Annotated in this window: 25 protein-coding genes and 3 riboswitches; of the genes, 15 read left to right on the top strand and 10 right to left on the bottom strand. The window is 72.9% G+C overall.

What is annotated here, in order from left to right:
- Nucleotides 1-13: 13 nt before the first annotated feature.
- The 6 genes from cobN to cobU are packed head-to-tail and all read left to right on the top strand — an operon-like array spanning nucleotide 14 to nucleotide 7,415.
- Nucleotides 14-3,610, top strand: a complete 3,597-nt coding sequence (cobN, locus tag H5V45_RS20975; RefSeq protein WP_185255021.1) for a cobaltochelatase subunit CobN — start codon at nucleotides 14-16, stop codon at nucleotides 3,608-3,610.
- Nucleotides 3,607-4,329 carry a precorrin-6A synthase (deacetylating) gene (gene cobF, locus H5V45_RS20970; protein WP_343061676.1) on the top strand — a complete coding sequence of 241 codons (723 nt, stop codon included), beginning with the start codon at nucleotides 3,607-3,609 and terminating at the stop codon, nucleotides 4,327-4,329. The genes cobN and cobF overlap by 4 nt, the downstream gene beginning before the upstream one ends.
- Nucleotides 4,326-4,679: a hypothetical protein gene (locus H5V45_RS20965; RefSeq protein WP_221634670.1), complete on the top strand. Its 354-nt coding sequence runs from the start codon at nucleotides 4,326-4,328 to the stop codon at nucleotides 4,677-4,679. Before cobF ends, H5V45_RS20965 begins: the two co-directional genes overlap by 4 nt.
- Entirely contained in the window at nucleotides 4,676-6,157 is a 1,482-nt protein-coding gene (locus tag H5V45_RS20960; RefSeq protein ID WP_185255020.1) for a cobyric acid synthase, read from the top strand. Before H5V45_RS20965 ends, H5V45_RS20960 begins: the two co-directional genes overlap by 4 nt.
- Nucleotides 6,154-6,891: a cobalt-precorrin-6A reductase gene (locus H5V45_RS20955; protein ID WP_185255019.1), complete on the top strand. Its 738-nt coding sequence runs from the start codon at nucleotides 6,154-6,156 to the stop codon at nucleotides 6,889-6,891. Before H5V45_RS20960 ends, H5V45_RS20955 begins: the two co-directional genes overlap by 4 nt.
- The gene (cobU, locus tag H5V45_RS20950; protein ID WP_185255018.1) at nucleotides 6,888-7,415 is read left to right on the top strand and encodes a bifunctional adenosylcobinamide kinase/adenosylcobinamide-phosphate guanylyltransferase; all 528 of its coding nucleotides are present in this window, start codon (nucleotides 6,888-6,890) and stop codon (nucleotides 7,413-7,415) included. The genes H5V45_RS20955 and cobU overlap by 4 nt, the downstream gene beginning before the upstream one ends.
- Before the next feature lie 15 nt (nucleotides 7,416-7,430).
- Here cobU and H5V45_RS20945 read toward each other — a convergent pair whose 3' ends face one another.
- The 7 genes from H5V45_RS20945 to H5V45_RS20915 form a co-directional block, all read right to left on the bottom strand.
- Nucleotides 7,431-8,357 carry a cobalamin biosynthesis protein gene (locus H5V45_RS20945; protein WP_185255017.1) on the bottom strand — a complete coding sequence of 309 codons (927 nt, stop codon included), beginning with the start codon at nucleotides 8,355-8,357 and terminating at the stop codon, nucleotides 7,431-7,433.
- Nucleotides 8,354-9,097, bottom strand: coding sequence for an adenosylcobinamide-GDP ribazoletransferase (locus tag H5V45_RS20940; RefSeq protein ID WP_343061683.1), 744 nt, complete (start codon nucleotides 9,095-9,097; stop codon nucleotides 8,354-8,356). Before H5V45_RS20940 ends, H5V45_RS20945 begins: the two co-directional genes overlap by 4 nt.
- A gap of 30 nt (nucleotides 9,098-9,127) precedes the next feature.
- Entirely contained in the window at nucleotides 9,128-9,898 is a 771-nt protein-coding gene (locus H5V45_RS20935) for a CbtA family protein (RefSeq protein WP_185255015.1), read from the bottom strand.
- A 104-nt stretch (nucleotides 9,899-10,002) separates the two neighbouring features.
- Nucleotides 10,003-10,221: a CbtB domain-containing protein gene (locus H5V45_RS20930; protein ID WP_185255014.1), complete on the bottom strand. Its 219-nt coding sequence runs from the start codon at nucleotides 10,219-10,221 to the stop codon at nucleotides 10,003-10,005.
- A 173-nt stretch (nucleotides 10,222-10,394) separates the two neighbouring features.
- Entirely contained in the window at nucleotides 10,395-12,806 is a 2,412-nt protein-coding gene (gene cobBC, locus H5V45_RS20925; RefSeq protein WP_185255013.1) for a bifunctional hydrogenobyrinic acid a,c-diamide synthase/histidinol phosphate aminotransferase CobBC, read from the bottom strand.
- A gap of 4 nt (nucleotides 12,807-12,810) precedes the next feature.
- Nucleotides 12,811-13,425, bottom strand: coding sequence for a cob(I)yrinic acid a,c-diamide adenosyltransferase (gene cobO / locus H5V45_RS20920; RefSeq protein WP_185255012.1), 615 nt, complete (start codon nucleotides 13,423-13,425; stop codon nucleotides 12,811-12,813).
- Nucleotides 13,425-15,539: a magnesium chelatase subunit D family protein gene (locus H5V45_RS20915; RefSeq protein WP_185255011.1), complete on the bottom strand. Its 2,115-nt coding sequence runs from the start codon at nucleotides 15,537-15,539 to the stop codon at nucleotides 13,425-13,427. The genes cobO and H5V45_RS20915 overlap by 1 nt, the downstream gene beginning before the upstream one ends.
- A 24-nt stretch (nucleotides 15,540-15,563) precedes the next feature.
- A riboswitch (cobalamin riboswitch) is annotated at nucleotides 15,564-15,739 on the bottom strand.
- 18 nt (nucleotides 15,740-15,757) lie between these two features.
- On the opposite strand from H5V45_RS20915, the gene cbiE reads away from it, so the two are divergent.
- Both cbiE and cobM read left to right on the top strand, forming a co-directional pair.
- Entirely contained in the window at nucleotides 15,758-16,972 is a 1,215-nt protein-coding gene (gene cbiE / locus H5V45_RS20910; RefSeq protein ID WP_185255010.1) for a precorrin-6y C5,15-methyltransferase (decarboxylating) subunit CbiE, read from the top strand.
- The gene (gene cobM / locus H5V45_RS20905; protein ID WP_185255009.1) at nucleotides 16,969-17,721 is read left to right on the top strand and encodes a precorrin-4 C(11)-methyltransferase; all 753 of its coding nucleotides are present in this window, start codon (nucleotides 16,969-16,971) and stop codon (nucleotides 17,719-17,721) included. Before cbiE ends, cobM begins: the two co-directional genes overlap by 4 nt.
- Here the strand turns inward: cobM and H5V45_RS20900 are convergent.
- Genes H5V45_RS20900 through H5V45_RS20890 form a run of 3 tightly spaced genes read right to left on the bottom strand, consistent with a single transcriptional unit; the run spans nucleotide 17,685 to nucleotide 20,712 of the window.
- Nucleotides 17,685-19,253 carry a precorrin-2 C(20)-methyltransferase gene (locus H5V45_RS20900; protein ID WP_185255008.1) on the bottom strand — a complete coding sequence of 523 codons (1,569 nt, stop codon included), beginning with the start codon at nucleotides 19,251-19,253 and terminating at the stop codon, nucleotides 17,685-17,687. The two genes, cobM and H5V45_RS20900, sit on opposite strands and share 37 nt — an antisense overlap.
- The gene (locus H5V45_RS20895; RefSeq protein ID WP_221634669.1) at nucleotides 19,250-19,927 is read right to left on the bottom strand and encodes a precorrin-8X methylmutase; all 678 of its coding nucleotides are present in this window, start codon (nucleotides 19,925-19,927) and stop codon (nucleotides 19,250-19,252) included. The genes H5V45_RS20900 and H5V45_RS20895 overlap by 4 nt, the downstream gene beginning before the upstream one ends.
- Nucleotides 19,924-20,712, bottom strand: a complete 789-nt coding sequence (locus H5V45_RS20890) for a nitrite reductase (RefSeq protein WP_185255007.1) — start codon at nucleotides 20,710-20,712, stop codon at nucleotides 19,924-19,926. Before H5V45_RS20890 ends, H5V45_RS20895 begins: the two co-directional genes overlap by 4 nt.
- A gap of 100 nt (nucleotides 20,713-20,812) precedes the next feature.
- Nucleotides 20,813-21,013: riboswitch (cobalamin riboswitch) on the bottom strand.
- Between the two features lie 58 nt (nucleotides 21,014-21,071).
- Nucleotides 21,072-21,181: riboswitch (TPP riboswitch) on the top strand.
- Nucleotides 21,182-21,229: 48 nt separating this feature from the next.
- Here H5V45_RS20890 and thiE point away from each other — a divergent pair.
- The 7 genes from thiE to thiC are packed head-to-tail and all read left to right on the top strand — an operon-like array spanning nucleotide 21,230 to nucleotide 26,971.
- Nucleotides 21,230-21,805, top strand: coding sequence for a thiamine phosphate synthase (thiE, locus tag H5V45_RS20885; RefSeq protein ID WP_221634668.1), 576 nt, complete (start codon nucleotides 21,230-21,232; stop codon nucleotides 21,803-21,805).
- Nucleotides 21,802-22,956, top strand: coding sequence for a glycine oxidase ThiO (gene thiO / locus H5V45_RS20880; RefSeq protein ID WP_221634667.1), 1,155 nt, complete (start codon nucleotides 21,802-21,804; stop codon nucleotides 22,954-22,956). The genes thiE and thiO overlap by 4 nt, the downstream gene beginning before the upstream one ends.
- The gene (thiS, locus tag H5V45_RS20875) at nucleotides 22,947-23,147 is read left to right on the top strand and encodes a sulfur carrier protein ThiS (RefSeq protein ID WP_185255006.1); all 201 of its coding nucleotides are present in this window, start codon (nucleotides 22,947-22,949) and stop codon (nucleotides 23,145-23,147) included. The genes thiO and thiS overlap by 10 nt, the downstream gene beginning before the upstream one ends.
- Nucleotides 23,148-23,158: 11 nt before the next feature.
- Nucleotides 23,159-23,917, top strand: a complete 759-nt coding sequence (locus H5V45_RS20870) for a thiazole synthase (RefSeq protein ID WP_185255133.1) — start codon at nucleotides 23,159-23,161, stop codon at nucleotides 23,915-23,917.
- On the top strand, nucleotides 23,914-24,498 hold the full coding sequence (locus H5V45_RS20865) for a thiamine phosphate synthase (protein ID WP_185255005.1): 585 nt from the start codon (nucleotides 23,914-23,916) through the stop codon (nucleotides 24,496-24,498). Before H5V45_RS20870 ends, H5V45_RS20865 begins: the two co-directional genes overlap by 4 nt.
- Entirely contained in the window at nucleotides 24,495-25,295 is an 801-nt protein-coding gene (gene thiD, locus H5V45_RS20860; protein ID WP_185255004.1) for a bifunctional hydroxymethylpyrimidine kinase/phosphomethylpyrimidine kinase, read from the top strand. The genes H5V45_RS20865 and thiD overlap by 4 nt, the downstream gene beginning before the upstream one ends.
- Nucleotides 25,295-26,971, top strand: coding sequence for a phosphomethylpyrimidine synthase ThiC (gene thiC / locus H5V45_RS20855; protein ID WP_185255003.1), 1,677 nt, complete (start codon nucleotides 25,295-25,297; stop codon nucleotides 26,969-26,971). Before thiD ends, thiC begins: the two co-directional genes overlap by 1 nt.
- Nucleotides 26,972-26,979: the final 8 nt, after the last annotated feature.

Here is a 26,979-nt window from a genome sequence, read left to right as displayed (position 1 = left end):
GCTGACCAGGCGCATGCGCATCGCCCTGCTCTCGACGTCGGACACCGACCTGCTTTCCGCCCGTTCCTCGGGCGCCGCCTACGTCTGGGCCAACCCGGCCCGGCCCGGCCACCAGTCGATGGCCGAGGCCATCGAGGGCGCCGACCTGGTGGTGGGCCGCATCCTGGGCTCGCCGCACGACCTGTGCTCCGGGTTCGCGCGGATCCGGACCACCGGGATGCCGATGATCGTTCTGGGTGGCGAGCAGCAGCCCAGCGCCGAGCTGATGGAGCTCTCAACCGTACCGATCGGGATCGCTGCCGAGGCGCACCGCTACCTCGCCGAGGGCGGACCCGCCAACTTGGCCCAGCTGCACGCATTCCTCTCTGACACGGTGCTGCTCACCGGGGAGGGGTTCGAGCCCCCCATTGAGATCCCCGCGTGGGGTGTGCTGGAGCGACCAGTGACACCGGTCGACCTGCCTCGGGTTGGCGTGCTCTTCTACCGAGCCCACCAGGCCAGTGGCAACACCGCGTTCGCGCATGCCCTGGCCGACGCCGTCGACGCCACCGGCCAGGCGGTCGGGGTGCCGATCTTCAGCTCCTCGCTCCGGTCCTCGCCTGACGAGCTGTACGAAGCCCTGGGCGCCTTCGACGCCCTGGTGGTGACCGTGCTCGCCGCCGGCGGGAGCCAGCCGGCCGGGGCCAGTGCCGGAGGGGACGATGAGGCGTGGGACGTTGCGCGGATCGCCGCGCTCGACATCCCCGTGCTCCAGGGACTTTGCCTGACCAGCAGTCGCGAGGAGTGGGAGGCATCCGACGACGGCGTCACGCCGCTCGACTCGGCCAGCCAGATCGCTATCCCCGAGTTCGACGGGCGGATCATCACCGCGCCGTTCTCCTTCAAGGAGATCGACCAGGACGGCTTGCCGCGATACGTCGCCGACCCCGAGCGCTGCGCCCGGGTCGCCGGCATCGCGGTCAACCACGCACGCCTGCGGCGGATTCCGCCCTGCGAGCGCAAGGTCGCGCTGATGCTGTCGGCGTACCCCACCAAGCACTCGCGGGTCGGCAACGCCGTCGGCCTGGACACCCCCGTGTCCACGATCCGGCTGCTGCGCCGGATGCGTGACGCGGGCTACGACCTCGGCCCCGTGGGTGCGGTCCCGGGCCTCGAGCTCGAGGACGACACCGAAGCCGGTGATGCCCTGATCCACGCGTTGATCGCGGCAGGCGGCCAGGACGAGGAATGGCTGACCCAGACCCAGCTGACCGACGCGCACGTGCGGATCACGCCGGAGCAGTACAGCGCGTGGACGGCCGACGTGCACCCGGAGCTGCGGAACAAGATGGTCGAGGCGTGGGGTCCGGCGCCCGGACGGCTCTTCGTCAACGACAACGGGGAGATCGTGCTCGCCACGATCACCGCCGGCAACGTCGTCCTGCTGATCCAGCCGCCCAGGGGCTTCGGGGAGAACCCGGTCGCGATCTACCACGACCCCGATCTCGCGCCGTCACACCACTACCTCGCGGCCTACCGCTGGTTGGGCGCATCGGAGGACACCGGCGGCTTCGGCGCTCACGCGGTCGTGCACCTCGGCAAGCACGGCTCGATGGAGTGGCTGCCCGGCAAGAACGCGGCGCTCTCCGCGGCCTGTGCCACCGACGCGGCGATCGGTAACCTGCCACTGATCTACCCCTTCCTCGTCAACGACCCGGGGGAGGGGGCGCAGGCCAAGCGCCGTGCGCACGCCACGATCGTCGACCACCTGATCCCGCCCATGGCGCGCGCGGAGTCATACGGCGACATCGCCCGACTCGAGCAACTGCTCGACGAGCACGCCAACATCGCGGCGATGGACCCGGCCAAGCTTCCGGCCATCCGCGGCGAGATCTGGCAGCTGATGCACGCCGCGGAGATGCACCGCGACCTCGGCCTGGACGAGCGCCCCGACGACGAGGAGTTCGACGACTTCATCCTGCACGTCGACGGCTGGCTCTGCGAGATCAAGGACGCCCAGATCCGCGACGGCCTGCACGTCCTCGGCCAGGCGCCGGCGGGCGAAGCGCGCGTCAACCTGGTGCTCGCCATCCTCCGCGCCGCCCAGGTGTTCGGGGGTGAGTCCCGCGCGGTCCCGGGCCTGCGCGCCGCCCTGGGCCTCAAGGAGGGCGCGGAGGCCACCGTGGCCGTCGACGAGATCGAGCGACAGGCCCGCGGCCTGGTGCAGCGGATGGACGACGCCGACTGGGAGGTCGGGACCGCAGCCAAGCTGCACGACGACCCGGTTGTCCAGGAGGTGCTGCACTTCGCCGCCACCCAGGTGGTGCCCCGGCTGGAGCGCACCACCGACGAGCTCGACGCGGTGCTGCACGCGCTCGACGGCGGGTTCATCCCGGCGGGGCCCTCGGGTTCACCGCTGCGTGGACTGGTCAACGTACTGCCGACGGGCCGCAACTTCTACACCGTCGATCCTCGTGCCGTGCCGTCCCGGCTGGCCTGGGAGACCGGTAGCGCGATGGCCGACTCGCTGGTGCAGCGCTACCTCGAGGAGACCGGTGATCACCCGGAGTCGGTGGGGCTTTCGGTCTGGGGGACCAGCGCGATGCGTACGTCGGGTGACGACGTCGCCGAGGTGCTGGCCCTGCTCGGTGTACGACCGCAGTGGGACGAGGCCTCCCGTCGGGTCAGCGACCTGCAGGTGATACCCCTCGAGGAGCTGGGCCGTCCGCGGATCGACGTGACCGTCCGCATTTCCGGCTTCTTCCGGGATGCCTTCCCTCACGTCGTGGCGATGCTGGACGACGCCGTACGCCTGGTGGCGGACCTCGACGAGCCCGACCACCTCAACTTCGTGCGGGCGCACACCCGAGCCGACCTCGCCGAGCACGGCGATGAGCGGCGGGCCACCACGCGGATCTTCGGCTCCAAGCCGGGCTCGTACGGCGCTGGGATCCTCCAGGTGGTCGAGTCGGGGAACTGGCGCGACGACCGCGACCTGGCGGAGGTCTACACGGCCTGGGGCGGCTTCGCCTACGGGCGGGGTCTGGATGGTGCGCCGGCCGCCGACGACATGCGGGTGAACTACCGACGGATCAACGTCGCCGCGAAGAACATCGACACCCGCGAGCACGACATCGCCGACTCCGACGACTACTTCCAGTACCACGGCGGCATGGTCGCCACCGTGCGAGCGTTGACCGGCAGCGACCCCAAGGCGTACGTCGGTGACTCGACGACCCCTGACGCCGTGCGGACCCGGACGCTGCAGGAGGAGACCAACCGGGTGTTCCGGGCGCGGGTGGTCAACCCGCGCTGGATCGGCGCGATGCAGCGGCACGGCTACAAGGGGGCCTTCGAGCTCGCGGCCACCGTCGACTACCTCTTCGGATTCGACGCCACCACCGGCGTGGTCCACGACTGGATGTACGCCGCGCTCGCCCAGGAGTACGTCCTCGACGAGACCAACCAGGCCTTCATGAGGCAGTCGAACCCGTGGGCCCTCCGCGGCATCGTGGAGAAGCTGCACGAGGCGGTCGACCGAGGGCTGTGGGCCGAGCCCGACCCCGACGTGCTGGACCGCATGCGCCGCATCTACCTCGACCTCGAGGGAGACCTGGAGGATCGCGAGTGAGGCGCGTCCGCGTCATCGGGGTGGGCATGGGCCCGCAGCACGTCACCCGAGAGGCAGCCCACGCCCTGCGCACGGTCGACTACGTCCTCGCCTTCGCCAAGGGCCAGGCCGACCCGCTGCTTGAAGTGCGCGCCGAGGTCTGCCGGGCCTACGGCGACCCGCCCCTGGTCGTCGTCTCCGATCCGCCGCGCGACCGCGACGACCCCGACGACTACGCCCGCGCGGTCCACGACTGGCACGAGGCTCGGGTCACCGCGCACTTGCGGGTCCTCGACGAACGACCCGGCGACGTCGCGATGCTGGTGTGGGGTGATCCGTCCCTGTACGACTCGACTCTGCGGATCGTCGAGGCGATGGCGCAGCGCGTGGACCTGGAGGTCGACGTCACGCCCGGGATCAGCGCCCCGCAGCTGCTGGCGGCCAGGCACCGGATCGTGCTGCACGAGGTGGGTCGACCGGTCCACGTGACGACCGGTCGGCGGCTGCGCGAGGCGATCGAGCAGGGCCAGGACAACCTCGTCGTGATGCTCAACCGCACGCTCGACCTCGCGGGGCTGGAGGACTGGCGGATCTGGTGGGGCGCCAACCTCGGCACGCCGAGCGAGGAGCTTATCTCCGGTCGGGTGGGCGACGTGCTGCGCGAGCTCGAGGAGGCCCGCGAGCGGGCGCGTGCTGCCGCCGGTTGGGTGATGGATCTCTACCTGCTGAGGCACCGATGAGCCGGCCCGACCGCGACGTGCTGCTGTGCCGCGGCTGCTGCTGCGGCACAGCCGAGAAGCACCCGAGGACCGACCACGACGCCCAGCGGGACGCCCTGCTTGACTGCGACGGGGCCTTCGGCGTGCGGGTGCGCGTCGTGGACTGCCTCGACCATTGCGACCGTAGCAACGTCGTGCTGGTGCGGGACTTCACCGCTGGGCGGCGCCCGCACGACACCTGGCTTGGCGGGGTGCTCAACCGGCGCACGACCGAGCGCCTGGTGACGTGGGTCCAGGACGGCGGCGCCCTGCCGCGCGAGCTCGTGCCACACCGGTTCGGCACGCACACCCGCGGAGGAGGTCCCGCGTGAGCGCCCTGCTGGTGGCCGGTACGACCTCCGACGCGGGCAAGAGCATCGTCACCACGGGTCTGTGTCGGGCGCTGACCCGGCGGGGGGTGTTAGTCGCACCCTTCAAGGCGCAAAACATGTCCAACAACTCGATGGTGACCCGGGACGGCGCCGAGATCGGCCGGGCCCAGTGGATCCAGGCGCTGGCGGCCCGGGCCGAGCCGGAGGCTGCGATGAACCCGGTGCTGCTCAAGCCCGGCGGCGACCAGCGCAGCCATGTCGTGGTGATGGGTCACCCGGCCGGCGAGGTCTCCTCGCGCGACTTCGTCGACGGACGACGCCACCTCGCGCGAGCGGCGTACGACGCCTTCGACGACCTGTCCGCCCGCTACGACGTGGTGGTCGCGGAGGGCGCGGGAAGCCCCGCCGAGATCAACCTGAGGGCCGGTGACTACGTCAACATGGGCCTGGCGCGGCACGCGGACATGGCGGCGATCGTGGTGGGCGACATCGACCGTGGCGGCGTGTTCGCCGCCATGTACGGCACCGTCGCGCTTCTGGAGCCGGCGGATCAGCGACTGGTCGCGGGCTTCGTGGTCAACAAGTTCCGCGGCGACGCCTCGCTGCTGACCCCGGGGCTGCAGGAGCTGGAGCGGCTGACGGGCCGCCCGGTCCACGGCGTACTGCCCTGGCACCCCGACGTGTGGCTGGACTCCGAGGATGCGCTCGACCTGGAGGGCCGGCGTGGTCCGCAGGAGTCCGTGCTGAAGGTCGTCGTCGTACGCCTGCCGCGGATCAGCAACTTCACCGACGTCGATGCGCTCGGGCTCGAGCCCGACCTCGACGTGGTGTTCACCAGCGACCCGCGGAGTCTGTCGGACGCCGACCTGGTCGTGCTGCCCGGCACCCGCGCGACCATCGCCGACCTCGCCTGGTTGCGCCGTCGCGGACTCGACCGCGCGATCCTGGCACACGCCCGCGCCGGTCGGCCGGTGCTCGGCATCTGCGGCGGGTTCCAGATGCTCGGCCGCACGGTGGCGGACCCCCTCGGCGTCGAGGGTGGGCCGGGCGAGGTGGTCGAGGGTCTCGGTCTCCTCGACGCGAGGACCGACTTCTCGCCCGACAAGGTGCTCGGGCTGCCGGAGGGCAGCGCGCTAGGACTGCCGACGGGCGGGTACGAGATCCACCACGGACGCGTCACACGTGGTGAGGCCGAGGAGTTCCTGGGAGGTGCCCGGGACGAGGCGGTCTTCGGCACGATGTGGCACGGCAGCATGGAGGGTGATGCGTTCCGGCAGGCGTTCCTGGGCGAGGTCGCCCGGCTCCTCGGCGGGTCACGAGCGCCGTCCTCGGTGAGCTTCCCAGCCGCCCGCGAGCGCCGGCTCGAGCTCCTCGGGGACCTGGTGGAGGAGCACCTCGCGGTGGACGCGCTGCTCGACCTCGCCACGTCCGGTCCGCGCGGGACCTGGCCCCTCCTGCCTCCGGGGGCCGGTCGATGAGCGTGCTCGTGCTCGGCGGCACCGCCGAGGCACGTGACCTGGCGGCCCGGCTGCTGGAGGCGGGGGTCCCGGTGCTGTCGTCGCTGGCGGGACGGGTGCAGCAACCGCGGCTGCCGGTGGGGGACGTCCGGGTTGGCGGCTTCGGCGGGGCGATGGGTCTCCGCGAGCACCTCGTGAACGCCGGACACCACGCCGTCGTCGACGCGACGCACCCGTTCGCCGCCCAGATCTCGGCCCACGCCGCGCAGGGCTGCGCGAGCGCGGGAGTCCCACTGCTGCGGCTGCAGCGCCCCGGCTGGTTGACCAGCCCCGGGGCCGCGGACTGGCACTGGGTCGACGGTCACGGCGAGGCCGCGAGGGTGGCGGCGACCCTCGGCGAGCGGCCGTTCCTCACCGTCGGACGACAGTCGCTCGCCGATTTCACGCGCACGCTGGCCGACCTCGAGGCAATGGCGCGGGTGGTCGACGATCCCGGGACGGTGCCGACGCGCTGGCGGCTGCTGCTCGATCGCGGCCCGTTCGGTCTCGACGCCGAGCTGGAGGTGATGCGAGAGCACCACAGCGACGTGCTGGTCACCAAGGACTCCGGCGGCTCCTACACGCGTCCCAAGCTCGACGCGGCCGCCCAGCTCGGGATCCCGGTGGTCGTCGTACGCCGCCCGGCCGCGCCGAGCGGCGTACGCACCGTGCCCGACGTCGACCAGGCCGTCACCTGGGTGAGGAGCCTGCCGTGAAGGTGCTGGTGACCGGGGGCGTCCGGTCCGGGAAGTCCGGCCACGCCGAGGGCCTGCTGAAGCATGAGGAGTCGGTCACCTACGTCGCTCCGGGGCCGACCCCTGTCGATGACCCCGACCCGGACTGGGCCGCGCGCATCACCGCGCACCGAGCACGCAGACCGGCGACCTGGACCACGCTGGAGTCACGCGACCTGGCTGCCGCGCTCTCGCTGGACGGAGCGGTGCTCGTGGACTGCCTGGGCACCTGGCTCGCGGCCATTCTCGACGAGGCGAAGGCGTGGGAACTACCCTCGGACGAGGTGCGGGCCCTGGTCGACTCCCGGGTGGAGACGGCTGTGGCGGCCCTGGCTTCAGCGTCGGGCCCGGTCGTGTTGGTCACCAACGAGGTCGGCCTCGGCGTGGTTCCCGAACACCGCTCCGGGCGTCTCTTCCGCGACGTGCTCGGCACCGTGAACCAGCGCCTGGCGGCCGCCTGCGACGAGGTCCACTTCGTGGTGGCCGGGCGGGCGCTGGTGCTCTGAGGCGCCGGACGGCGGCTACCGGCGGGGTCGGCGGGTCCGGAGCGTGAACAGCACTGCGATCGCGAGGGCGCCGAAATCGACGCGTCGGGCCAGGGCCAGTGCGGGGGAGATGGCCGCTGCCGTCGGACTCGCGCCGGACCCCATCACGGCCCGGTGCTCGGTGCGCTCGCCGTAGTGGTTGGTGCCGCCGAGGCGGAGGCTCAGAGCACCCGCGAACGAGGCTTCGACCGGTCCGGCGTTGGGGCTGGGGTGTCCCGGTGAGTCTCGACGCCAGGCCGTCAGCGCGCCACCGGTATCGGGTCCGAGCAACGCGGCCAGCAGCGCGGTGACCCGCGCGCCCGGGAGGTTGAGCAGGTCGTCGAGCCGGGCGGAGGCCCAGCCGAACTCGGCGTACCGCTCGCTGCGGTGGCCGACCATCGCGTCGAGCGTGTTGGCGGCGCGGTACCCGAGCAGCCCGGGCACGCCCGCGACCGCACCGAGCACGAGCGGGGCCACCACGGCGTCCGAGGTGTTCTCGGCGACCGACTCGACCACCGCCCGGGCGACCTCGTCGGCGGTGAGCGTCGCGGTCTCGCGGCCGACCAGGTGGGTGAGCCGCTGCCGCGCCTCGGTCAGCCGATCGGCCGCGAGAAGAGTCGCGACACCCCGGGCCTCGCGGTCCAGCGAGGAGCCTCCGAGCACGACCCAGGTCGCAGCCGCGGTCACGAGGGTGTGTGACCCGGGACGAGCGCGCGTGCTCCGCTCGAGGAGTGCCCCGGCCAGCGTGACCGCGCCGACGAGGCTCCCGGCGTACCCCACGCCACGGCCGCGCGACGGCGACCACCACCGCGACTCGGCAGCGGCGGCCAGCCGGCCGAAGCCCGCCACCGGGTGCCACCGGCCGGGGTCGGCGAAGACCAGGTCGGCGGCGAACCCGAGGACCAGCCCGAGGGCGCGGCTCACGAAGTGGCCCCGGCCAGAGCGACGAGAAGGGTCGCCAGGCACAGCTCGACCGCGGCCCCGAAGACGTCGCCCGTCACCCCACCGAGGCGGCGTACGGCGCGGCGTACGAGCAGCAGGGTGACGACGAGACCCAGGGCGACGGCGATGACCCCGCGCCACCACGGCAGCCCGGCCCACCCGGTGACCAGACCGACGGCTACGAAGGAGAGGAGCATGGAGGTCGCTGCGGCGAGGCGGGGGACCGACTCCGTGAAGACCGCCCCGAGTCCGTCGTCGCGAGCGGCCGGCACGCCGCGGAGGCAGGTGAGCGCCAGCGCGCAGCGCGACACGCACACGAGGGTGCCGACGAGCACGGCGCCGCGTGCTTGGCCCGCCAACCAGGCCATCGACGTCGCTTGCAGCCCGAGCACCAGCAGGACCGCCGCGCCGCCGGCCGGCCCCGACGTCCCGGTGCGCATGGCGGCCAGCGACCGCTCCCGGTCGTAGGAGGCGGTCAGCCCGTCGACGGTGTCGGACAGCCCGTCGACATGGAAGGCGCGCGTGCCCAGCACGAGCACTGCGACCGCGAGCATGCCGGTCACGAGCGGAGGCAGGTGCGCCGCGCGGCCGGCCAGCAGCACCAGCGCGACGCCCGCACCGAGCGGGAGCACGGCCAGGGGGGCGATCAGCATCGCCGCCCCTGCGGTACGGCGGTCCACGCAGCGGGGAGCCGGGCCCCTCAGGACGGTCAGGGTGCCCACCGCGAGGCGCCAGGAGTCAGGCACGCGTCCTCACAGGGAAGCGGCGAGGGCGCGGCGCTGCGACTTCGCTGTCTCGTGCTTCTCGAGGCGGCCGACGAGCCCGGACAGCACGACGCCGATGCCCGCCCACAACGTGACGAGGGTGAGCAGCGACCCGCGGCGGAAGGCCCAGAGGGTGTCGGCCGGGAAGGAGCCCACCGCGTCGGGCCCCGGCATCAGCGTGGCCGCGACTGACGTGACGACGACGTACGCGGCGACGCCCATGACGACCGCACCCCACGTGCCGAACCGGGGCCACACCTGTCCGGCCAGCACCAGGGCGAGGATCCCCGTGACCAGCGAGACGAGCAGGAACCCGAAGTACTGCTCGGTCCGGGCGCCGATCGTCTCGGCCGTGCCTACGCCCGGTGGGTTGGCGGGGTACTTCAGGAAGGGCACGAAGGCCACTGTCGTGAAGCCCGTGAGGGCCACGACGGCGGTGGCCGCGGTCGGGCGCAGGCGCCCGACCCTGCCGGCGACGAGCGCGGATCCCAGGGCCACGAGGCCGCCAAGCGCGGTGCCCACGGTGAGGGTCCCGGTCAGCAACCCCCACGTCCTCTGGGTCTCGCGGGACACGACGGCCTCCTCGGAGTCGTGCGAGTGGGCTCCAGCGGTGGCCCCGGAGTGGTGGGCGGAGGACTCCTCCAGCGAGATGGCGGTCTCCACCGGCGGTTCGCCGACCTGGTGGGCGACGAGGAACGTGGCGACGCCGGCGAGCAGACCGGCGATCAGACCACGGACGAGCAGGGCCCGTGCGGTCATCGAGGTTCCGTTCAGAGGCCCGGGTCCGGGCACGTCGAGACGGCCCGTTCTCCCGGGGAAGCTGCTACAGCGAGAAGCGGTCTGTCCGTGGAGGACGGCCGCTCTCAGTGGCAGGGGAAGGCGAGCAGGTGGCGACCGTCGTGCACGAACTCGTGGAGGAGCGTGCCCGAGGTGAGCGAGACGGCCCCCTGGTCGGCGCTGACGAAGAACAGTACGAGCGTGGCGAAAAGTCCGACAAACAGCGCCCACGGCGCCAGCTCGGCGACGGGGATCGCCGGGACGGCGACGTCGGTGGTGGGGGCGGCGGAAATGGCGTGAGACATGTGTCCTCCTAGGGATGCTTGCGTCCCTGTTGATGGGGTGGACGGACACTCGGGTCTGACTCCACCACCGCCCGACCGGTCCCGGGGGACCTGTCTGGAGGAGGTGTCACAGTAGCGCGACTGTGCCGGAATCCCACCGGCTTCCTCGTGCCCGCAGGCAGCACCCTAGGGCATCAGCTGCGCTGCGGCGCAAGGGCGTCCAGCGCGTCGAGGAGCTGCCGGGTCTGCGGCTCGGGTCGTACGGCGATCCGCACCCACGAGGGGCCGAGCCCGGGGAACGTGTCGGCCCGGCGTACGGCGACCCCGAGCCGTCGCAAAGCCACGTGGACACCCGCGCCGACCTCAGCGAGGACGAACGAGGCGGACGACTCCACGAACGGGATGCCTCGCGCACGCAGGGCCTCCTCGAGCCCGCACCTCCAGGCGACAAGCTGGGCGGCACGGCGTCGCGACTCCTCCGAGGCGACGTCAGAGGAGCACGCCACCATCGCGGCGGCCGCGGTCGTCGAGACCGACCAAGGGACCTGGTGACGGCGCAGGTCGGCCACGACCTCGGGGTCGGCGAGCAGGTAGCCGGCGCGGATCCCGGGGATCGCCCAGTGCTTGGTCAGGCTGCGCAGCACGACGAGACCGAGGTGCGCCCCACCGGCCAGCGACTCGGGCTCGCCGGGGACGGTGTCCATGAATGCCTCGTCGACGACGACCACCCGTCCGGGCCGCAGCAGCCCACGTATCGTCGCAGCAGGGTGGAGCACACCGGTTGGATTGGTCGGGTTGCCGAGCACGACGAGGTCGGCCCGCTCGGGAATGTCCTCGCCCCGCAGCGTGAACCCGTCCTCCGCCCGGCAGCGAACCTCGACGACGTGGTGGCCGGCCAGCTCGAGCGCTGCATGCGGCTCGGTGAACTGCGGGTGCACCACCACCGGCGCCCGCCAGGCGCGCAGCCGCGCGAGCAGCGTGAACGCCTCGGCGGCGCCGGCGGTCGCCAGCACCTCGGTGGCGTCGCGGCCATGGCGGGCGGCGATCGCCTGCTCGGCCCGCACGGAGGTCGGGTAACGCCCGATCTCGTCGAGACTGGCTCGCAGGGCGCCGTCGAGCCAGGACGGCCGTGGCCCGCCATAGACGTTGACGGCGAGGTCGAGCAACCCCTCCTCGGCCTCCGCGTCGCCGTGGTGGCGCAGGGGGTCCGCGAGCGGTGCCGAGCGGGCCTGCCCCACCACGCTGGTGCTGGAGGCCGTCTGGATGTGCGGGGTGGCGGCGTGGACGGCGTCGGCGAAGCGCTGGGCGAGGTGGGGGTGACCGGCCCAGTGGGTGTGCAGGTACGACGCATGCAGGGTCGGCGTGGCGAAGCCGACCCTCTCGCCGTCGATCGTCCAGGCAGGGGTGTCTCCGGCCTCGGGGCGGGTGTGGGTGCGATGGAACTCATGGCCGCTCACCTGCTCGGAGGCCCGGGTCAGGAGTGAGTCGGTGGCTGCCGTGGCGGTGGGGTAACGCAGGGTCAGCCGCGCGGTCATCCGTGCCTCGGCCACCAGGGCACCGACCATCGGCGCCTCGTCGACGGTGCTGCAGAGGTAGAGCAAGCCGGCACACTCGGCGACCGTCGGGATGCCGTCGGCGACGGCGACGCGCAGGTCCTCGCGCAGCGCGGTGTTGGCGGCCAGCGCGACGGCGTGGACCTCGGGGAATCCGCCGCCGAGGTAGAGGCCGCTGGTGCCGGCGGGCAGCGCCTTGTCGGTGAGCGGGTCGAAGCTGACGACGTCGCATCCGGCTGCGCGGAGCAGCTCCTCGGTCTCGGTGTAGCGGAAGGTGAACGCGCGACCGCCGGCCATCGCGACGATGGGGCGAGCATCGCTAGGAGGGTGCACCTCGGCGACCGGGTCCCACGGATCGGCGGACAGGTCGGCAGCGGTGCGCGCGATCCGGAGCACGGCATCCAAGTCGACCGTCTGGGCAACGTGGTCCGCCAGCCGGTCGAGGGTGTGCGTGGCCTCTTCGCGCTCTGCCGCGGGAACGAGGCCGAGATGGCGCGAGGGCGCGGCGAACGCGTCGTCGCGACCGATCGTGCCCAGGACGGGCAGTCCGATCGAGCTGGCAACCTCCTGCGCGTGGCGCGGCGAACCGGCTTTGTTGAGAATCACACCAGCGACCTCGACGCGCGGGTCAAAGGTCGCCATGCCGTGTACCACCGCCCCGATCGAACGGGAGGATCGGGAGATGTCGACGACCAGCACGACGGGCGACCCGGTGAGGGCGGCGACGTGCGCTGTCGAGGAGAAGCCCTCACCACCCACCCGGCCGTCGTACAGGCCCATCACGCCCTCGACGACGGCGACGTCGGCGCCCGCGGCGCCGTGCAGCAGCAGCGGGACGATCCTGTCCTCGCCGACCAGGTGGGGATCGAGATTGCGGCCGGGGCGGCCGCTCGCCAGGGCGTGAAATCCCGGATCGATGTAGTCCGGCCCAACCTTGTGGCCGCTGACCACACGGCCCGCGCGGGTCAGCGCGGCCATCAGACCGGTCGCGACGGTGGTCTTTCCCTGGCCGGTCGCCGGAGCTGCGACGACGAACCGGGGAAGGCTGGTCACGGCGTCACCACTCGATGCCTCGCTGGCCCTTCTGACCGCGGTCCATCTGGTGCTTGACCTTCGTCATCTCGGTGACCAGGTCGGAGACCTCGACGAGCCGGGGGTGCGCACGCCGGCCGGTAACCACGACGAACTGTCGCCCGGGCCGCTGGCTCAGGGTGTCGACGACGTCTTCGACGTCGACCCACCCCCACTCCATCGGGTAGGTGAACTCGTCGAGGATCAGCAGGTCATGGGTCTGCGCGGCGATCCGGCGCTTGACCTCGGCCCACCCCTCGGCTGCCTCGGCGGCGTGGTCGGTCTCGTCGCCAGCCTTCCGGGACCACGACCACCCGGCACCCATCTTGTGCCACTCCACGGGGCCGCCCTCGCCCGACTCCTGGTGCAGTGTGCCGAGTCGCTCGAGCACCGTCTGCTCGCCGATGCGCCACTTGGCGGACTTCACGAACTGGAAGACCCCGATGTCCCAGCCCTGGTTCCAGGCGCGGATCGCGAGCCCGAAGGCGGCAGTCGACTTCCCCTTGCCGTCACCGGTGTGCACCATCAGCAGCGGTTGCTCGCGGCGCTCGCGGGTGCTGAGACCGTCGTCCGGGACGGTGAGTGGCTGGCCCTGGGGCATCAGGCTGCTCCTTCGGTACTGGTGTCGGCGGTCGTGCGAGGATGCACGCGGTCGTGGACGAGCGTGGTGAGCCCGGTCGCGCTGACCTCGTCGACCGGGACGTGCTCGGCGCGTAGTACCCCGGCCAGGTCCCGGGCGAGCCCGAGCCGGAACGAGCCGGTCTCGGAGTCGACGACCAGTGACGTCACCCCGGTCCCCGCGAGGTGAGCTGCTGCTGTCCGCGCCCGTGCGACGGCGTCGGGTCCCCAGGTCGCGCGACCGTCGGTGACGACGACGAGCAGCGGGCGTCGACGCGGGTCGCGGACGCGTTCGACGCGCAGCACACGGGCGGCCTCGAGCAGGCCCTCGGCCAGCGGCGTACGCCCTCCCGCAGGGAGTGCTTCGAGTCGGGTCGCGGCGATGTCGACGGAGCGGGTGGGCGGCAGCACCAGCTCGGCGCGGTCGCCCCGGAACGTCACGAGCCCGACCTGGTCGCGGCGCCGGTAGGCGTCCAGCAGCAGCGAGAGGATCGCGGTCTTGACCTGCTCCATGCGGCGACGCGCGGCCATCGACCCGGAGGCATCGACGCAGAAGAGCACCAGGTTGGACTCCTGTCCCTCGCGGGTCGCCACGCGCAGGTCGTCAGGGCGGAAGAGCAGGCTGCCCGACGTTCGGCCGCGGGCGAGCTGGTGGGGCGCGGCCGCGCGCACGGTCTCGGCGACGTGGATCGAGCCTGCCCCGCCCGTGCTGTGTCGGGACCCGATCCGACGTCCGGACTCGGTCATCGCGCGGCTGCGCCGACCGGCCTCGCCCTCGCCGGTGCCCTGGACCGTGAAGAGCTTGGGCCGATAGGGGGTCCGCGCGTCGACGGTGGTGTCCGGCCGGCCGGGAGCATCGCCAGCGGCGGCTGCGTCTGCTGGGGCCTCGCCGGCCGTCGACGGCGGCGCGCTCTCGCCGCCATCGGAGGGGCTCGAGGAGGAGTCCGACGGTGATTGCGTCCCGCTCGTGGGTTCACGATCCCCGGAACCGTCCTGGTCGGTGTCCAGACGGCCGTCCGCGGGCCCTTCCCCCTCGGTCCCTTCCCCCTCGGATCCGCCCTGCGGCTCGGGGGGCTCCGGCGCGGGGTCGTCGTCGCCGAGCACCTGGTCGAGCAGCTCCTCGTCGAGCCCGGGGGCGTCGAAGGGGTTGCGGCGGCGACGGTGGGGGAGTGCGAGGCGGGCGGCGGCGCGGACGTCGGCGGTGGTGACCGAGGTGCGGCCGTGCCAGGCGGCGTGGGCGACGGCGGTCCGGGCCGTGACGATGTCGGCGCGCATGCCGTCGACCTCGAAGGCGGCGCAGACCTCGGCGATCTTGAGAAGTACGTCGTCGCGGAGCTCGACCTCCGCGACGAGCTTCTGGGCCGCCTGGATCCGGTCGGTGAGCGCGCGCTCCGACTCGGCGTACTGGCGGGTGAAGGACTCCGGATCGGTGTCGTAGGACATCCGGCGGCGAACGACCTCGGCGCGGGAGGCCGGGTCGCGCGGCGCGGCGACCTCGACGGTGAGGCCGAACCGGTCGAGCAGTTGCGGACGGAGCTCGCCCTCCTCGGGGTTCATCGTGCCGACGAGGACGAACCGGGCGGCGTGCTCGACCGAGACACCGTCGCGCTCGACGTTCGACCGGCCCATGGCGGCGGCGTCGAGCAGCAGGTCGACGAGGTGGTCCTGGAGGAGGTTGACCTCGTCGACGTAGAGGATCCCGCGGTGGGCGCGGGCCAGGAGGCCAGGCTCGTACTCCGCCTTGCCCTCCGACAGCGCGCGCTCGAGGTGCAGGGAGCCGAGGACGCGGTCCTCGGTGGCGCCGACCGGCAGCTCGACGAGCCGCACCGGCCGCGTCTCCGTCGGGGCGTCCGCCGCGAACGGCCCGTCCGGTGAGAGCGGCGTGGGGTCGCGTGGGTCGGTGGAGAACCGGTCGCCTGCGATCACGTCGATCGGTGGCAGGACGGCGGCCAGTGCACGCACGATCGTGGACTTCGCGGTGCCCTTCTCGCCGCGCACCAGGACTCCGCCGACGCCGGGCGAGATCGTGGTGAGGACCAGGGCCAGGGCCATGTCGTCGGATCCCACGACGGCGCTGAAGGGAAACTGCAGTGGCATGGGAGGCTCCCGCTCGTCAGCCAGCGAACAAAGTGGCGCGAGGCCGGTCTTCGGACTTCCTGGATCGGTGCCGGTCTCGCGATCGACGTCGTCCAGGTCACCGCAGCGGGCCTGTGCCGGACTCTCACCGGCTTCCCAGATTCTCCCGTCGGGCCTGTTCGTCTCGTGGCCGTCGGGGCACCTCGTGCCTGTCGGGCGTCACGATAGCGTCTGACCCCATGACCTCCAACGGCCGTCCGCGGATCACCGTCGTCGGCCTCGGCGCCGACGGGTGGGTCGGGGTTCCGGATCGCCTGCGCACGATGGTGGAAGGCGCCGCGGTGGTGCTCGGCGGACGTCGTCACCTCGCCCTGCTGCCGGACGTCTCCGAGCAGGCGCGGGAAGCCTGGCCGAGCCCGCTGCGCGACGGTCTTCCCGGCCTGATGGCGAAGTACGCCGACCTGGACGTCGTCGCGCTCGCCTCCGGTGACCCTCTGGTGAGCGGCATCGGCTCGACGCTGGCCGAGCTGCTCGGCGCCGATGCGGTGCACGTCGAGCCGGCCGTCTCCTCGGTGGCGCTGGCCCGCGCCCGGATGTGCTGGGCCGCTGAGGACCACGACGTCGTCAGCCTGGTCGGACGCGACCCGCGGCTGCTGCTGCGCGCGCTCGCCCCAGGCCGACGCGTGCTCGTGCTCTCCGCCGACGAAACCACCCCCGCTGTGGTCGCGCGTCTGCTGGTCGAGCACGGGTACCCCGCAAGCCGGATCAGCGTGCTCGGCGACCTGGGCGGGGACGAGACGCGCGTCGAGGGCGTGGCCGATGGCTGGGAGGGCGAGGTCTCCCGCCTGAACGTGATCGCCCTCGAGGTGGTCGGTCAGGGTCTTGCCTCGTGGTCGCCCGGTCTGCCCGACTCGGCGTACGAGCACGACGGCCAGCTCACCAAGCGCGACCTCCGCGCGTCGGCACTCTCCCGCCTCGCGCCCGCCCCGGGCCAGCTGCTCTGGGACGTCGGCGCAGGCGCCGGGTCGGTCGGCATCGAGTGGATGCGGGCGCACCCGTCGTGCCGCGCGATCGGCGTGGAGTCCGACAGCGACCGGGCCGCGCGGATCGCCCGCAACGCCGGCGCGCTGGGCGTCCCCGATCTCGAGGTCGTGCACGGCCGTGCCCCCGACGCCCTGACCGGGCTGCCCGCGCCCGACGCGGTCTTCGTCGGCGGCGGTGCCACCCGCGCCCGTGTCGTCGACACGTGCCTCGCTGCCCTAGGACCAGGCGGCCGGCTTGTGGTGCACGGCGTCACCCTGGAGACCGAGCAGCTGCTGGTGCGGCTGCACTCCGAGCACGGCGGCGAGCTGACCCGCATCGCGGTCGAGCACGCCGAACCGATCGGCACCTTCACCGGCTGGACGCCGGCCCGGGCCGTGATCCAGTGGGCCTACGTCAAGGAGCAGTCGTGACCATCCACTTCGTCGGCGCCGGCCCCGGTGCCGCCGACCTGATCACCCTCCGCGCGGCCGCCATGCTGAGTGCCGCCGACGTGGTGCTCTATCCGGGCACCTACCTCGACGCCGAGGTGCTCGGCCATTGCCGCGCCGAGGCGCGGCTGGTCGACACCCAAGCGCTCGACCTTAACCAGATCATCAGCGAGCTGGTCGACTCCCACGCGACCGGGCGCGACGTCGTCCGCCTCGTCTCGGGTGACCCCTCGCTCTACTCCGCCCTCGCCGAGCAGACTCGGCGACTCGAGGCCGCCGGCGTGCCGTGGGACGTCACGCCCGGCGTCCCGGCGTACGCCGCCGCGGCTGCCCTCGTCGGTCGCGAGCTGACCGTCCCGCTGGTGGCCCAGTCCGTCGTCCTGACCCGCGCCCAGGCCCGCTCCACCGCGATGCCCGAGAGCGAGGCGTTGGCCGGCTTCGCCGCCACGCGTGCCACTCTTGCGCTGCACCTCGCGATCACCCGGACGCGCGAGACGATGGCCGAGCTCGTGGGCGACTACGGCCCCGACTGCCCGGTGATCGTTGTCCACCGCGCCAGCCAGCCCGACGAGCAGGTGCTGCGTGGCACCGTCGCCGACATCGCCGACCAGGTGGAGGACGCGGGCCTCCGGCAGGCCGCGGTGATCCTGGTCGGGCGGGCGCTGGACCCGAGCGGTGGCGGGGAGTCGTTCCTCTACGACCCGGCACGTGATCGCTCGTCGCTGGGCTGAGCGAAGGGCTCCGGGGCGGTGGGGGTCGAGCGCGAGGTCCACACCGCCCCGGACGCCGACCGCCGGGTGCCGGACGAGCCGATGATCAGCAGGCACTTCATGTCGATCGAGGCGGCGTCGAGACCGGACAACGTGGTGACCTCGAGCGACTCCTCGCCCCGGCCGACGTCGCGGCCGACCACGACCACGGTGTCGGTGGGCAGGTGCTCGAGGAGCACCTTCTGCGCCTCCACGACCTGGCTGGTCCGCGAGCGCGAGGCGGGGTTGTAGATCGCCAGCACCAGATCGGCCGCGGCCACCGCGCGCAGCCGCCGCTCGATCACCGACCACGGCTTGAGTCGGTCCGAGAGGCTCATCACCGCGAAGTCACCGCCGATCGGGGCGCCAGCCCTCGCCGCGACGGCCTGCACGGCGCTCATCCCGGGCAGGACGCGCACGGCCACGTCGGCGTACGCCGGATCCTCGGCAGCCTCGAGCACCGCCGCCGCCATCCCGAAGACCCCGGCGTCGCCGCCGGAGACAACCGCGACCTTCTCCCCTGCACGGGCCAGGTCCAGAGCGAGCCGGGAGCGGTCGAGCTCGACGGTGTTGCCGGAGGCATGCCGGGTCAGCCCTGCGCGCTGGGGGACGCGGTTGACGTAGGGCGCGTAGCCCACGACGTGGTCCACCGACGCGAGCGCCTCGGTTACCTCCGGGGTGATCCATGCGTCCGGCCCCGGGCCGAGCCCGACGACGAGGAGCTCGCCGGCGGTCGAGCCGGCGACCGTCGCCGGCACCGTTGCGCGTCGACCGGTCGGCTCCGCATGGCGGCTGTCACCGGTGACCACGATCAACGAGAAGTAAGGCACCGAGGAAGGATCCACCTCCGACACCGGCAGCCAGCGCTCTGCCGGCATCGAGGCCCGCTCGACGTAGAGCGCGTGCTCGAGCCGGCCTGCCTGCTCCAGCGCCGAGCGCACAGCCGGGAACGTGCGACCGAGCTTCATGATGATCGCACCGTCGGTGTCGGCCAGGCGGCGCGCGAGCTCCGGCTCGGGCAGCGTGCCCGGCAGAATCGTGAGCACATCGGTCTGCCGGACCAGGGGTGAGGCGACGGCGGCGGTGGCGGCCGCGAACGCGGGCACCCCGGGCACGATCTCGGTAGGGAAGCGGTCGGCGAGCCGGTCATGCATGTACATGAACGACCCGTAGAACAGCGGATCCCCCTCGGCGAGCAGCACGACGGTCCGTCCGGCCTCGAGGTGGGTGGCGAGCCGGGCGGCCGACTCCTCGTAGAACTCCGCGATCGCCCCGGCGTAGCCCCCCGGGTGGGCCGTGCTGCCCGTCGTGACTGGGTAGCGCAGCTCCTCCTCGATCGCGTCTGCCGGGATCAGGTCGGCGGCGATGCGGCGCGCGTTGGACTGCTTGCCGACGCCCGCGTGGTAGGCGACGACGTCGGCGGAGGCGACCAGCCGCGCGGCCTTGACGGTGATCAGCTCGGGGTCGCCGGGGCCGAGCCCGACGCCGTAGAAGTGTCCAGTTGGCGTGGTCATTCCTGCTCCTGGGCCAGCGCGTTGAGCGCCGAGGCGGTCATGGCCGAGCCGCCGCGGCGGCCCCGCACGGTGAGGAAGGGGACGTCGATACCGTGGTCGTCCGCGAAGGACTCCAACGCCTGCTTGGATTCCGCAGCGCCTATGAAGCCGACCGGGCAGCCGATCACCGCAGCGGGCCGAGGAGCCCCTTCGACGAGCAGCTCCAGCAGGTGGAACAACGCCGTGGGAGCGTTGCCGATTGCCACGACCGCTCCCTCGAGGAGCGGCACCCACAGCGAGACCGCGGCGGCCGATCGCGTGGTGCCCCACCGGCGCGCGAGGTCGGGCACGCGCGCGTCGCGAAGCAGACAGACCACGTCGTTGTCGCGGGGGAGTCGAGCGCGGGTGACCCCCGAGGCGACCATGTGGGCGTCGGTGAGGATCGGCGCCCCCGCCTCCAGCGCGGTCCGCGCCGCAGGCACCAGACGCGGGTGCACGACGAGATCGTCGACCAGGTCGACCTGCCCGGTGCCGTGCACCATCCGCACCGCCACCGACTCAGCCTCCGGGGGCAGCGCGTCCAGCCGCGCCTCGGCACGGATCGTGGCGAACGATTCGGCGTAGATCGCGGACCCCTGGTCGACGTAGGCGTAATGGCGGGCCGGTCGGGCCGGTCCCTCGATCGAGCCAGTCATGGCGTCACCACCACGCCGTGCCACGGGGTGACCACCAGGTCGTGACCGGGTCCGACCAGGTCGCCGACGAGGTCGGGCGTGAGGACGCCGTCCGGGACGGGCACGTGCAGCACTCCGTCGTACGACGGGATGCCGGAGGCGGCGGGTACTCGGGCGTCGCCTGGCGCGGGAGGCGCCAGCGGGGACTCGAGCTCGGCGACGTGCCAGGCGGCCGTCTCGTCGTGGCCGCGCTCCAGCAGGAAGCGGTGGGCCAGCTGGACCAACTCCTCGGCGACGTCGGGCAGTGGGACGACCGCACCCCAGCCCGCGCCGACCCTGAGCTGGGCGGTGTCCGCGTCGAGGACCACGGCACCGAGGTCGGTTTCGCGGTCGACGAGGTCGCCCCGGCCGTCGTCGAGCACGAACAGGAACCGGCCCGGCAGTGCGGCCAGTTCAGGTAAGGCACAGAGGCGCTCGTCGAGCTCATGGACCACCGGCCGCAGGTCGGCCCGACCTCCGGAGATCCCGGTGAGCGGGGAGCACATCAGGTTGCGTGCGAGCTCGTGGCTGCGCGAGGGGAGCAGACCGGTCCCCACGACGGCGTCCACCACCTCGTCAGGAAGCTGGCCGCCGACGAACGGCAGCGCGCGCAGCTGCAGGTTGGCACGCCCCGTGAGGTAGACCTGCCCGTCGCCGTGGTCGTGCGCCACCTGCGCGAGGATCTCAAGGGATCCGGCTGGGAGGTGGCCGCCGGCCAGACGCAGGCGAATCAGTGCGCCGTCGTCGGCGGGCCAGGGGCGGAGCACGCCGGGGCACCGGTCACGGCGGAGTCGAACGGGTGGGAGGGGCACCGATGGTCCTCTGAGGTCAGGGACCCGTGCGCGGGGTCCTCGAGTGACCTCGCGGCTGTTGCCGCAAGGGCCAGCAGGTCTTCGGACTCGGGATCACCCGGTGCGGGACGCCTTCCCGGACCCCGCGGTCCAGTGGCTGTCGTAAGACAGGGCCCCGCCCGTCACCCTTACCGCTGCGCGTCAGTCCCGGATTCGCACCGGGTTCCCTGCGCCCCCGCGGCGGACCACGGGAGGTTGACTGGCGTTCGGCACGCTACCAACACACCCGTGCGGACGACACCCGTGGGCACGGACCGGTCCGGTGCTAGTGTCCTCCGCATCCACACGGGAGCCCGATGCATCGGGCTGAGATGGGGCTGATGCCGCCCCGACCGTCGAACCTGCTCCGGATCATGCCGGCGAAGGAAGTGAGATCGACGTGTTGCCACGGTTCCACCTGATCACCGATTTCGGACCCCTCGATCGGGATGCGTTGACGCGCCTGCTCGCCGTCGTTGGCGAGGGCGCCGTCGGCACTCCGCGCGTCGACGCGGTCCAGGTCCGTGCAAAGCAAGCCAGTGACCGTGAGGTCGTCGCCTGGACGCGTGAGCTGCTGGCCGAGCTCGCGCCACGGGGGACGCGGGTGATCGTCAACGACCGCCTCGACGTCGCACTCGCCGCCGGGGCGCACGGGGTGCACCTCGGCCGGAACGACTTGTCCGTCGCGGACGCGCGGGCGCTCGCCCCGGTGGACTTCCTGGTCGGTGCCACCTGCCGTGGTCCGGAGCACGCGATCGCAGCGCGGGCCGAGGGCGCCGACTACGCCGGGGTGGGTCCGGTGCACGCCACCTCGACCAAGGACGGGTTGCCTGACCCCCTCGGTCTCGACGTGCTCGCCGCGACCGCACGGGAGATCCCGGCGATCGCGATCGGGGGGATCACCGCGGCGCGGGTGCGCGACGTGATGACCTCCGGTGCCCATGGCGTCGCCGTGGTCGCCGCCGTCTGGAAGGACCCCGACCCACCCGGCGCGGCCCGGGAGATCGCCGAGCTCGTTCACACGTCGTGAGCCCGGTGACGCCCGGGCTCCGGGTGGTGGTCGTCGGTGGCGGGGTGATCGGGCTGGCCTGCGCTGACGAGTTGGTCATGGCCGGGCACGACGTGACCGTCTGCGACCCCAGACCCGGCGGCGGTTCGACGTACGCCGCCGCGGGGATGCTCGCGCCCGGTGGCGAGGCATGGTTCGGCGAGGAGGCACTGCTGCGGCTGGGGATCGACTCGCTCGCGAGGTGGCCGGCCTTCGCAGCCTCGCTGGCGGAACGGTCGGGGCACCACCTCGACCTGCGCTCGACCGGCACCGTGCTCGTCGCCGCCGACCGCGACGACCTCGCCGAGGTGCACCGTGCCTGCCGACTGCTGGACGCCAGCGGGGTGCGGGTGGAGGAGCTCGACCGGCGGGCCCTGCGAGCGGCCGAGCCGATGCTCTCGGGGCGCGTCGTCGGCGGGGCGCTGCTGCCCGACGACCGCCATGTCAACCCGCGGCGGGTCGCTGACGCGCTACTCGCGGTGCTGGGCGACCGGGTGGTTCGTGCCCGCGCGACCCCCGAGCCCGACGGCGTGGTCCTGGACGACGGCTCCCGTCTGCGAGCGGAGGTGGTGGTGCTCGCCACCGGCGCGACCGGGATGCCGCACGTGCGCCCGGTGCGCGGCGAGGCGGTCCGGCTGCGGTCCAGGCCGAGCCCGGCCCGGGTGCTGCGGGCCCGCGTCCACGGGGAGCGGGTCTACGTCGTGCCGCGCGCGCACGGGGAGCTGCTGATCGGCGCGACCGAGGAGGAGCACCCGGCCGACGACGGCGACCCGCTGCCGACCCTCGGCGGGGTGGCCCGGCTGCTCGAGACCGCGCGCGCCTTGATACCCGGACTCGCCACCGCCGAGCTTCTCGAGGTGGTCGCCCGGGACCGGCCCGGCAGCCCCGACAACGGTCCGCTGCTCGGACCGGTGCCGGGCACGGGGAGCGCCCGGCTGGTGCTCGCCGGTGGACATCACCGGGGCGGCGTGCTGCTCGCGCCGGTCACCGCGGCGACCGTGCGTGCCCACGTCGACGGCCTCGCGGTGCCGCCAGCGGCGCAGGCGTTCAATCCCCAGCGCTTCGACCGCCCCAACGACACGGACCGCCACACAGACCGCGACACGGATCGGAACGAGGAACCATGCGCCTGAGCGTGAACGGACGACCGCACGAGCTGCCCGAGGGCACCGCGCTGACCGGCCTGCTGGAGACGGTGGCCCCCGACCCTCGCGGCGTCGCCGTCGCCCTCAACGGCAGCGTCGTGCGCGCCGCCGAGTGGCCGGCCATCCCGCTGCGCGAGGGCGACCTCGTCGAGGTCGTCACCGCCCACCAGGGCGGGTGAGCGGCGTGGAGATGCTCGAGGTCGCGGGCGTGCAGCTCGCCCCGCTGTGGCTGGGCACGGGCGGGTTGACCAGCCTGGAGACCGTGCGTCGCGTGGTCGAGGCGGCGCGCCCCGGTCTGGTGACGGTCTCGGTCCGGCGTACCTCCGACACCGGGACGGGCAGCCTGCTGGCCACCCTGCGCGACCTCGGCGTCCAGGTGCTGCCCAACACTGCCGGCTGCCTCGGCGCCCAGGAGGCGGTGCTGACCGCCGAGCTCGCCCGGGAGGCGCTCGGCACCGACTGGGTCAAGCTCGAGGTGATCGGCGACGAGGTCAGCCTGCTGCCCGACGTCGTCGAGCTGGTCGAGGCCGCGGAGACGCTGGTGGCTCGTGGCTTCACGGTGCTGCCCTACACGACCGGAGACCCGGTCGTCGCCCGCCGGCTGGTCGACGTCGGCTGTGCCGCGGTGATGCCGCTGGGCTCCCCGATCGGCTCGGGACGCGGGATCGCTGACCCGCACACGATCGAGGCGGTGCGGGCGGCGGTGGACGTCCCGGTCGTCCTGGACGCGGGGATCGGCACCGCCAGCGAGGCGGCGCACGCGATGGAACTCGGCTGCGACGCAGTGCTCGTGGCGACCGCGGTCACCCGCGCCGAGGACCCGGTCGCGATGGCGCGCGCGATGAGCCTGGCCGTCGAGTCGGGTCAGCTCGCCCGCCGGGCCGGGCGGATCCCGCGCCGGGAGACGGCGCGGGCCTCGAGCCCGATGCGTGGGCGGGTGGGGCGGTGAGGGTGCCGAGGCTGCTCCTACTCACCGACCGCGGGCAGCTGCTCCCGGGACGTGGCCTGGTCGAGACCCTCGCCTCGTGCGCGGCGGCCGGCGCGACGACGGTCGTGCTGCGCGAGCTCGACCTGGACGAGCCGGCGCGCGCCGCCCTCGCGGACGAGCTGGCGGCTCACGTGCAGGTCATCTCGGCGCGCACCCTCCTGCCCGGCGCGGCCGGTCTGCACCTCGCCGCCCACCAGGCCGCCCCGGCACCGGCGGGGCCGCCGCACGGCCGCTCCTGCCACGACGAGGCCGCGGTCGCGCGGGCCGCCGAGGAGGGTGCGGCCTACGTGACGATCTCGCCGGTCGCGCCCACGGCCTCCAAGCCGGGCTACGGTCCGGCGCTCGGCGCCGGGGGAGTACGCCGTGCCGTCGAGGCCGCCGACGGCCTGCCGGTGCTGGCGCTCGGCGGCGTCTCCGCCGAGGTGGCGGCCCGGCTGCGCTCGGCCGGCGCCCACGGCGTCGCGGTGATGGGCGCCGTGATGCGGGCCCACGACCCGGCCGTCGTCGTCGCCGCGCTGCTCGCCGAGCTGGGGGAGCAGTGACGGCCACACCGCTCGTGGTCCTCAGCGTCGCCGGCACCGACTCCGGCGGCGCCGCCGGTCTCGCCGCTGACCTGGCCACCTTCGCCGCGCTCGGCGTCCACGGCACCTGCGCCGTCACGGCCGTCACGGCGCAGGACACCACCGGCGTGCACGGTGTGGTCCCGATGGGCGCCGGTGACGTGCGTGCCCAGATCCGTGCCGTGTTCGACGACCTTCCCGTGGCTGCCGCGAAGACCGGGATGCTCGGCTCCGCCGAGGTCGCCCACGTCGTCGCCGACCTGCTCGCCGGATCCCTGCCGCTCGTGGTCGATCCGGTGCTCGTCGCGACCAGCGGCGCCGTCCTGGGTGATGCGGCACTGGTCCGGGCGTATCGCGAGGTCCTGCTGCCGCGCGCAGACGTCGTCACTCCCAACCGCGACGAGGCAGCGGCGCTGACCGGGCTGCCACGAGACACCGATCCCGAGGAACTGGCGCTCACGGTGCACGCTCTCGGGCCGGCCGTGGTGCTGACGGGCGGCGAGCCCGGGAGCGGCACCTGTCGCGACCTGGTCGTCCGGGACGGAGTCGTCACCGTGCTCGAGCATCCAGCCGTCGCGACGGCCAACGACCATGGCACCGGCTGCACCTACAGCGCGGCCCTCGCCGTCCACCTCGCCCGAGGCCTTGACCTCGAGGCCGCGGCCCGGCGAGCGCAGGCCTTCGTGGCCGAGGCGCTCGCCGTCTCTGCTCCCTGGGTGCTCGGCTGCGGTCGCGGTCCGGTCGCCCACGTGTTCACCCAACCCCTCAAGGAGAACTGATGCACATCCACCCCTCGCACAGCACCGTCCACCGCAAGGGATCGCGCGACGACGTCGCCGTGCCGTTCACCCGGGTCGCGCTCACCAACGGCGAGACCTTCGACCGATACGCCACCGCCGGTCCGGGCAGCGACCCGGAGGTCGGCCTGCCCGCGCTGCGTACACCCTGGGTCGTGGAGCGCGGGGACACCGAGGAGTACGACGGCCGCGAGGCCCAGCTGCTCGACAACGGCAAGGCGGCCGTGCGCCGCGGGGAGGCCCGCGAGCAGTGGCGCGGGCACCGGGCACGACCGCGCCGTGCGCAGCCGGGCCGCAACGTCACCCAGATGCACTACGCCCGCCGAGGTGTGGTCACCCCGGAGATGCAGTACGTCGCGCTCCGCGAGGGGATGGACGTCGAACTCGTCCGCAGCGAGGTCGCAGCCGGACGCGCGATCATCCCGGCCAACGTCAACCACCCCGAGGCCGAGCCGATGATCATCGGCAAGCGCTTCCTGGTGAAGGTCAACGCCAACATCGGCAACTCTGCGGTGACGAGCTCGATCGCCGAGGAGGTCGACAAGATGACCTGGGCCGTGACCTGGGGTGCCGACACCGTGATGGACCTGTCCACCGGCGACGACATCCACACCACCCGCGAGTGGATCGTGCGCAACTCCCCGGTTCCGATCGGCACTGTCCCGATCTACCAGGCCCTGGAGAAGGTCGACGGCGACGCTTCCCGAATGACGTGGGAGATCTACCGCGACACCGTGATCGAGCAGTGCGAGCAAGGTGTCGACTACATGACCGTGCACGCCGGCGTCCTGCTTCGTTACGTGCCGCTGACCGCCCAGCGGATCACGGGGATCGTCTCGCGTGGCGGCGCGATCATGGCTGGCTGGTGCCTGGCCCACCACGAGGAGAACTTCCTCTACACCCACTTCGACGAGCTCTGCGAGATATTCGCGCGCTACGACGTCTCGTTCTCCCTCGGCGACGGGCTGCGCCCCGGGTGCACCGCGGACGCGAACGACGAGGCCCAGCTCTCCGAGCTGCGCACGCTGGCCGAGCTCACCCAGCGGGCCTGGGAGCACGACGTGCAGGTGATGGTCGAGGGCCCCGGCCACGTGCCGCTGAACCTCGTCGAGGAGAACGTCGCGCTCCAGCAGGACTGGTGCCACGGCGCGCCGTTCTACACCCTCGGCCCGCTGGCCACCGACATCGCTCCGGGCTACGACCACATCACCTCAGCGATCGGCGCGGCCGCGATCGCCATGCACGGCACCGCGATGCTCTGCTACGTCACTCCCAAGGAGCACCTGGGCCTGCCCAACCGCGACGACGTCAAGACCGGCGTGATCACCTACAAGCTCTCCGCCCATGCCGCGGACATCGCGAAGGATCACCCGGGCGCGCGTGACTGGGACGACGCGCTGTCAAAGGCGCGCTTCGAGTTCCGCTGGCACGACCAGTTCGCACTGTCGCTGGACCCGCACACGGCGGAGTCCTTCCACGACGAGACGCTACCGGCCGAGGCCAGCAAGACCGCGCACTTCTGCTCCATGTGCGGGCCGAAGTTCTGCTCCATGCGCATCAGCCAGGACGTCCGCGACTACGTGGCCGCCGGCATGGAGGAGAAGTCCACGCAGTTCGTGGAGCTGGGCTCATCGATCTACGTCGAGGAACCTGCCTAGACTCGCGC

It is taken from the genome of Nocardioides luti (assembly GCF_014212315.1).
GTDB classification, from domain to species: Bacteria; Actinomycetota; Actinomycetes; order Propionibacteriales; family Nocardioidaceae; genus Nocardioides; species Nocardioides luti.
This window is presented reverse-complemented; position numbering and strand designations above follow the sequence as displayed.

Bases quoted from the DNA above. Each gene is read 5' to 3' on its own strand.
- cobN (WP_185255021.1), top strand. From the start codon at position 14: ATGCGCATCGCCCTGCTCTCGACGTCGGACACCGACCTGCTTTCCGCC.
- H5V45_RS20965 (WP_221634670.1), top strand. From the start codon at position 4,326: ATGAGCCGGCCCGACCGCGACGTGCTGCTGTGCCGCGGCTGCTGCTGC.
- H5V45_RS20955 (WP_185255019.1), top strand. From the start codon at position 6,154: ATGAGCGTGCTCGTGCTCGGCGGCACCGCCGAGGCACGTGACCTGGCG.
- H5V45_RS20935 (WP_185255015.1), bottom strand. From the start codon at position 9,898: ATGACCGCACGGGCCCTGCTCGTCCGTGGTCTGATCGCCGGTCTGCTC.
- H5V45_RS20930 (WP_185255014.1), bottom strand. From the start codon at position 10,221: ATGTCTCACGCCATTTCCGCCGCCCCCACCACCGACGTCGCCGTCCCG.
- cobO (WP_185255012.1), bottom strand. From the start codon at position 13,425: ATGCCCCAGGGCCAGCCACTCACCGTCCCGGACGACGGTCTCAGCACC.
- H5V45_RS20915 (WP_185255011.1), bottom strand. From the start codon at position 15,539: ATGCCACTGCAGTTTCCCTTCAGCGCCGTCGTGGGATCCGACGACATG.
- cbiE (WP_185255010.1), top strand. From the start codon at position 15,758: ATGACCTCCAACGGCCGTCCGCGGATCACCGTCGTCGGCCTCGGCGCC.
- H5V45_RS20900 (WP_185255008.1), bottom strand. From the start codon at position 19,253: ATGACCACGCCAACTGGACACTTCTACGGCGTCGGGCTCGGCCCCGGC.
- H5V45_RS20895 (WP_221634669.1), bottom strand. From the start codon at position 19,927: ATGACTGGCTCGATCGAGGGACCGGCCCGACCGGCCCGCCATTACGCC.
- thiS (WP_185255006.1), top strand. From the start codon at position 22,947: ATGCGCCTGAGCGTGAACGGACGACCGCACGAGCTGCCCGAGGGCACC.
- H5V45_RS20870 (WP_185255133.1), top strand. From the start codon at position 23,159: ATGCTCGAGGTCGCGGGCGTGCAGCTCGCCCCGCTGTGGCTGGGCACG.
- thiC (WP_185255003.1), top strand. From the start codon at position 25,295: ATGCACATCCACCCCTCGCACAGCACCGTCCACCGCAAGGGATCGCGC.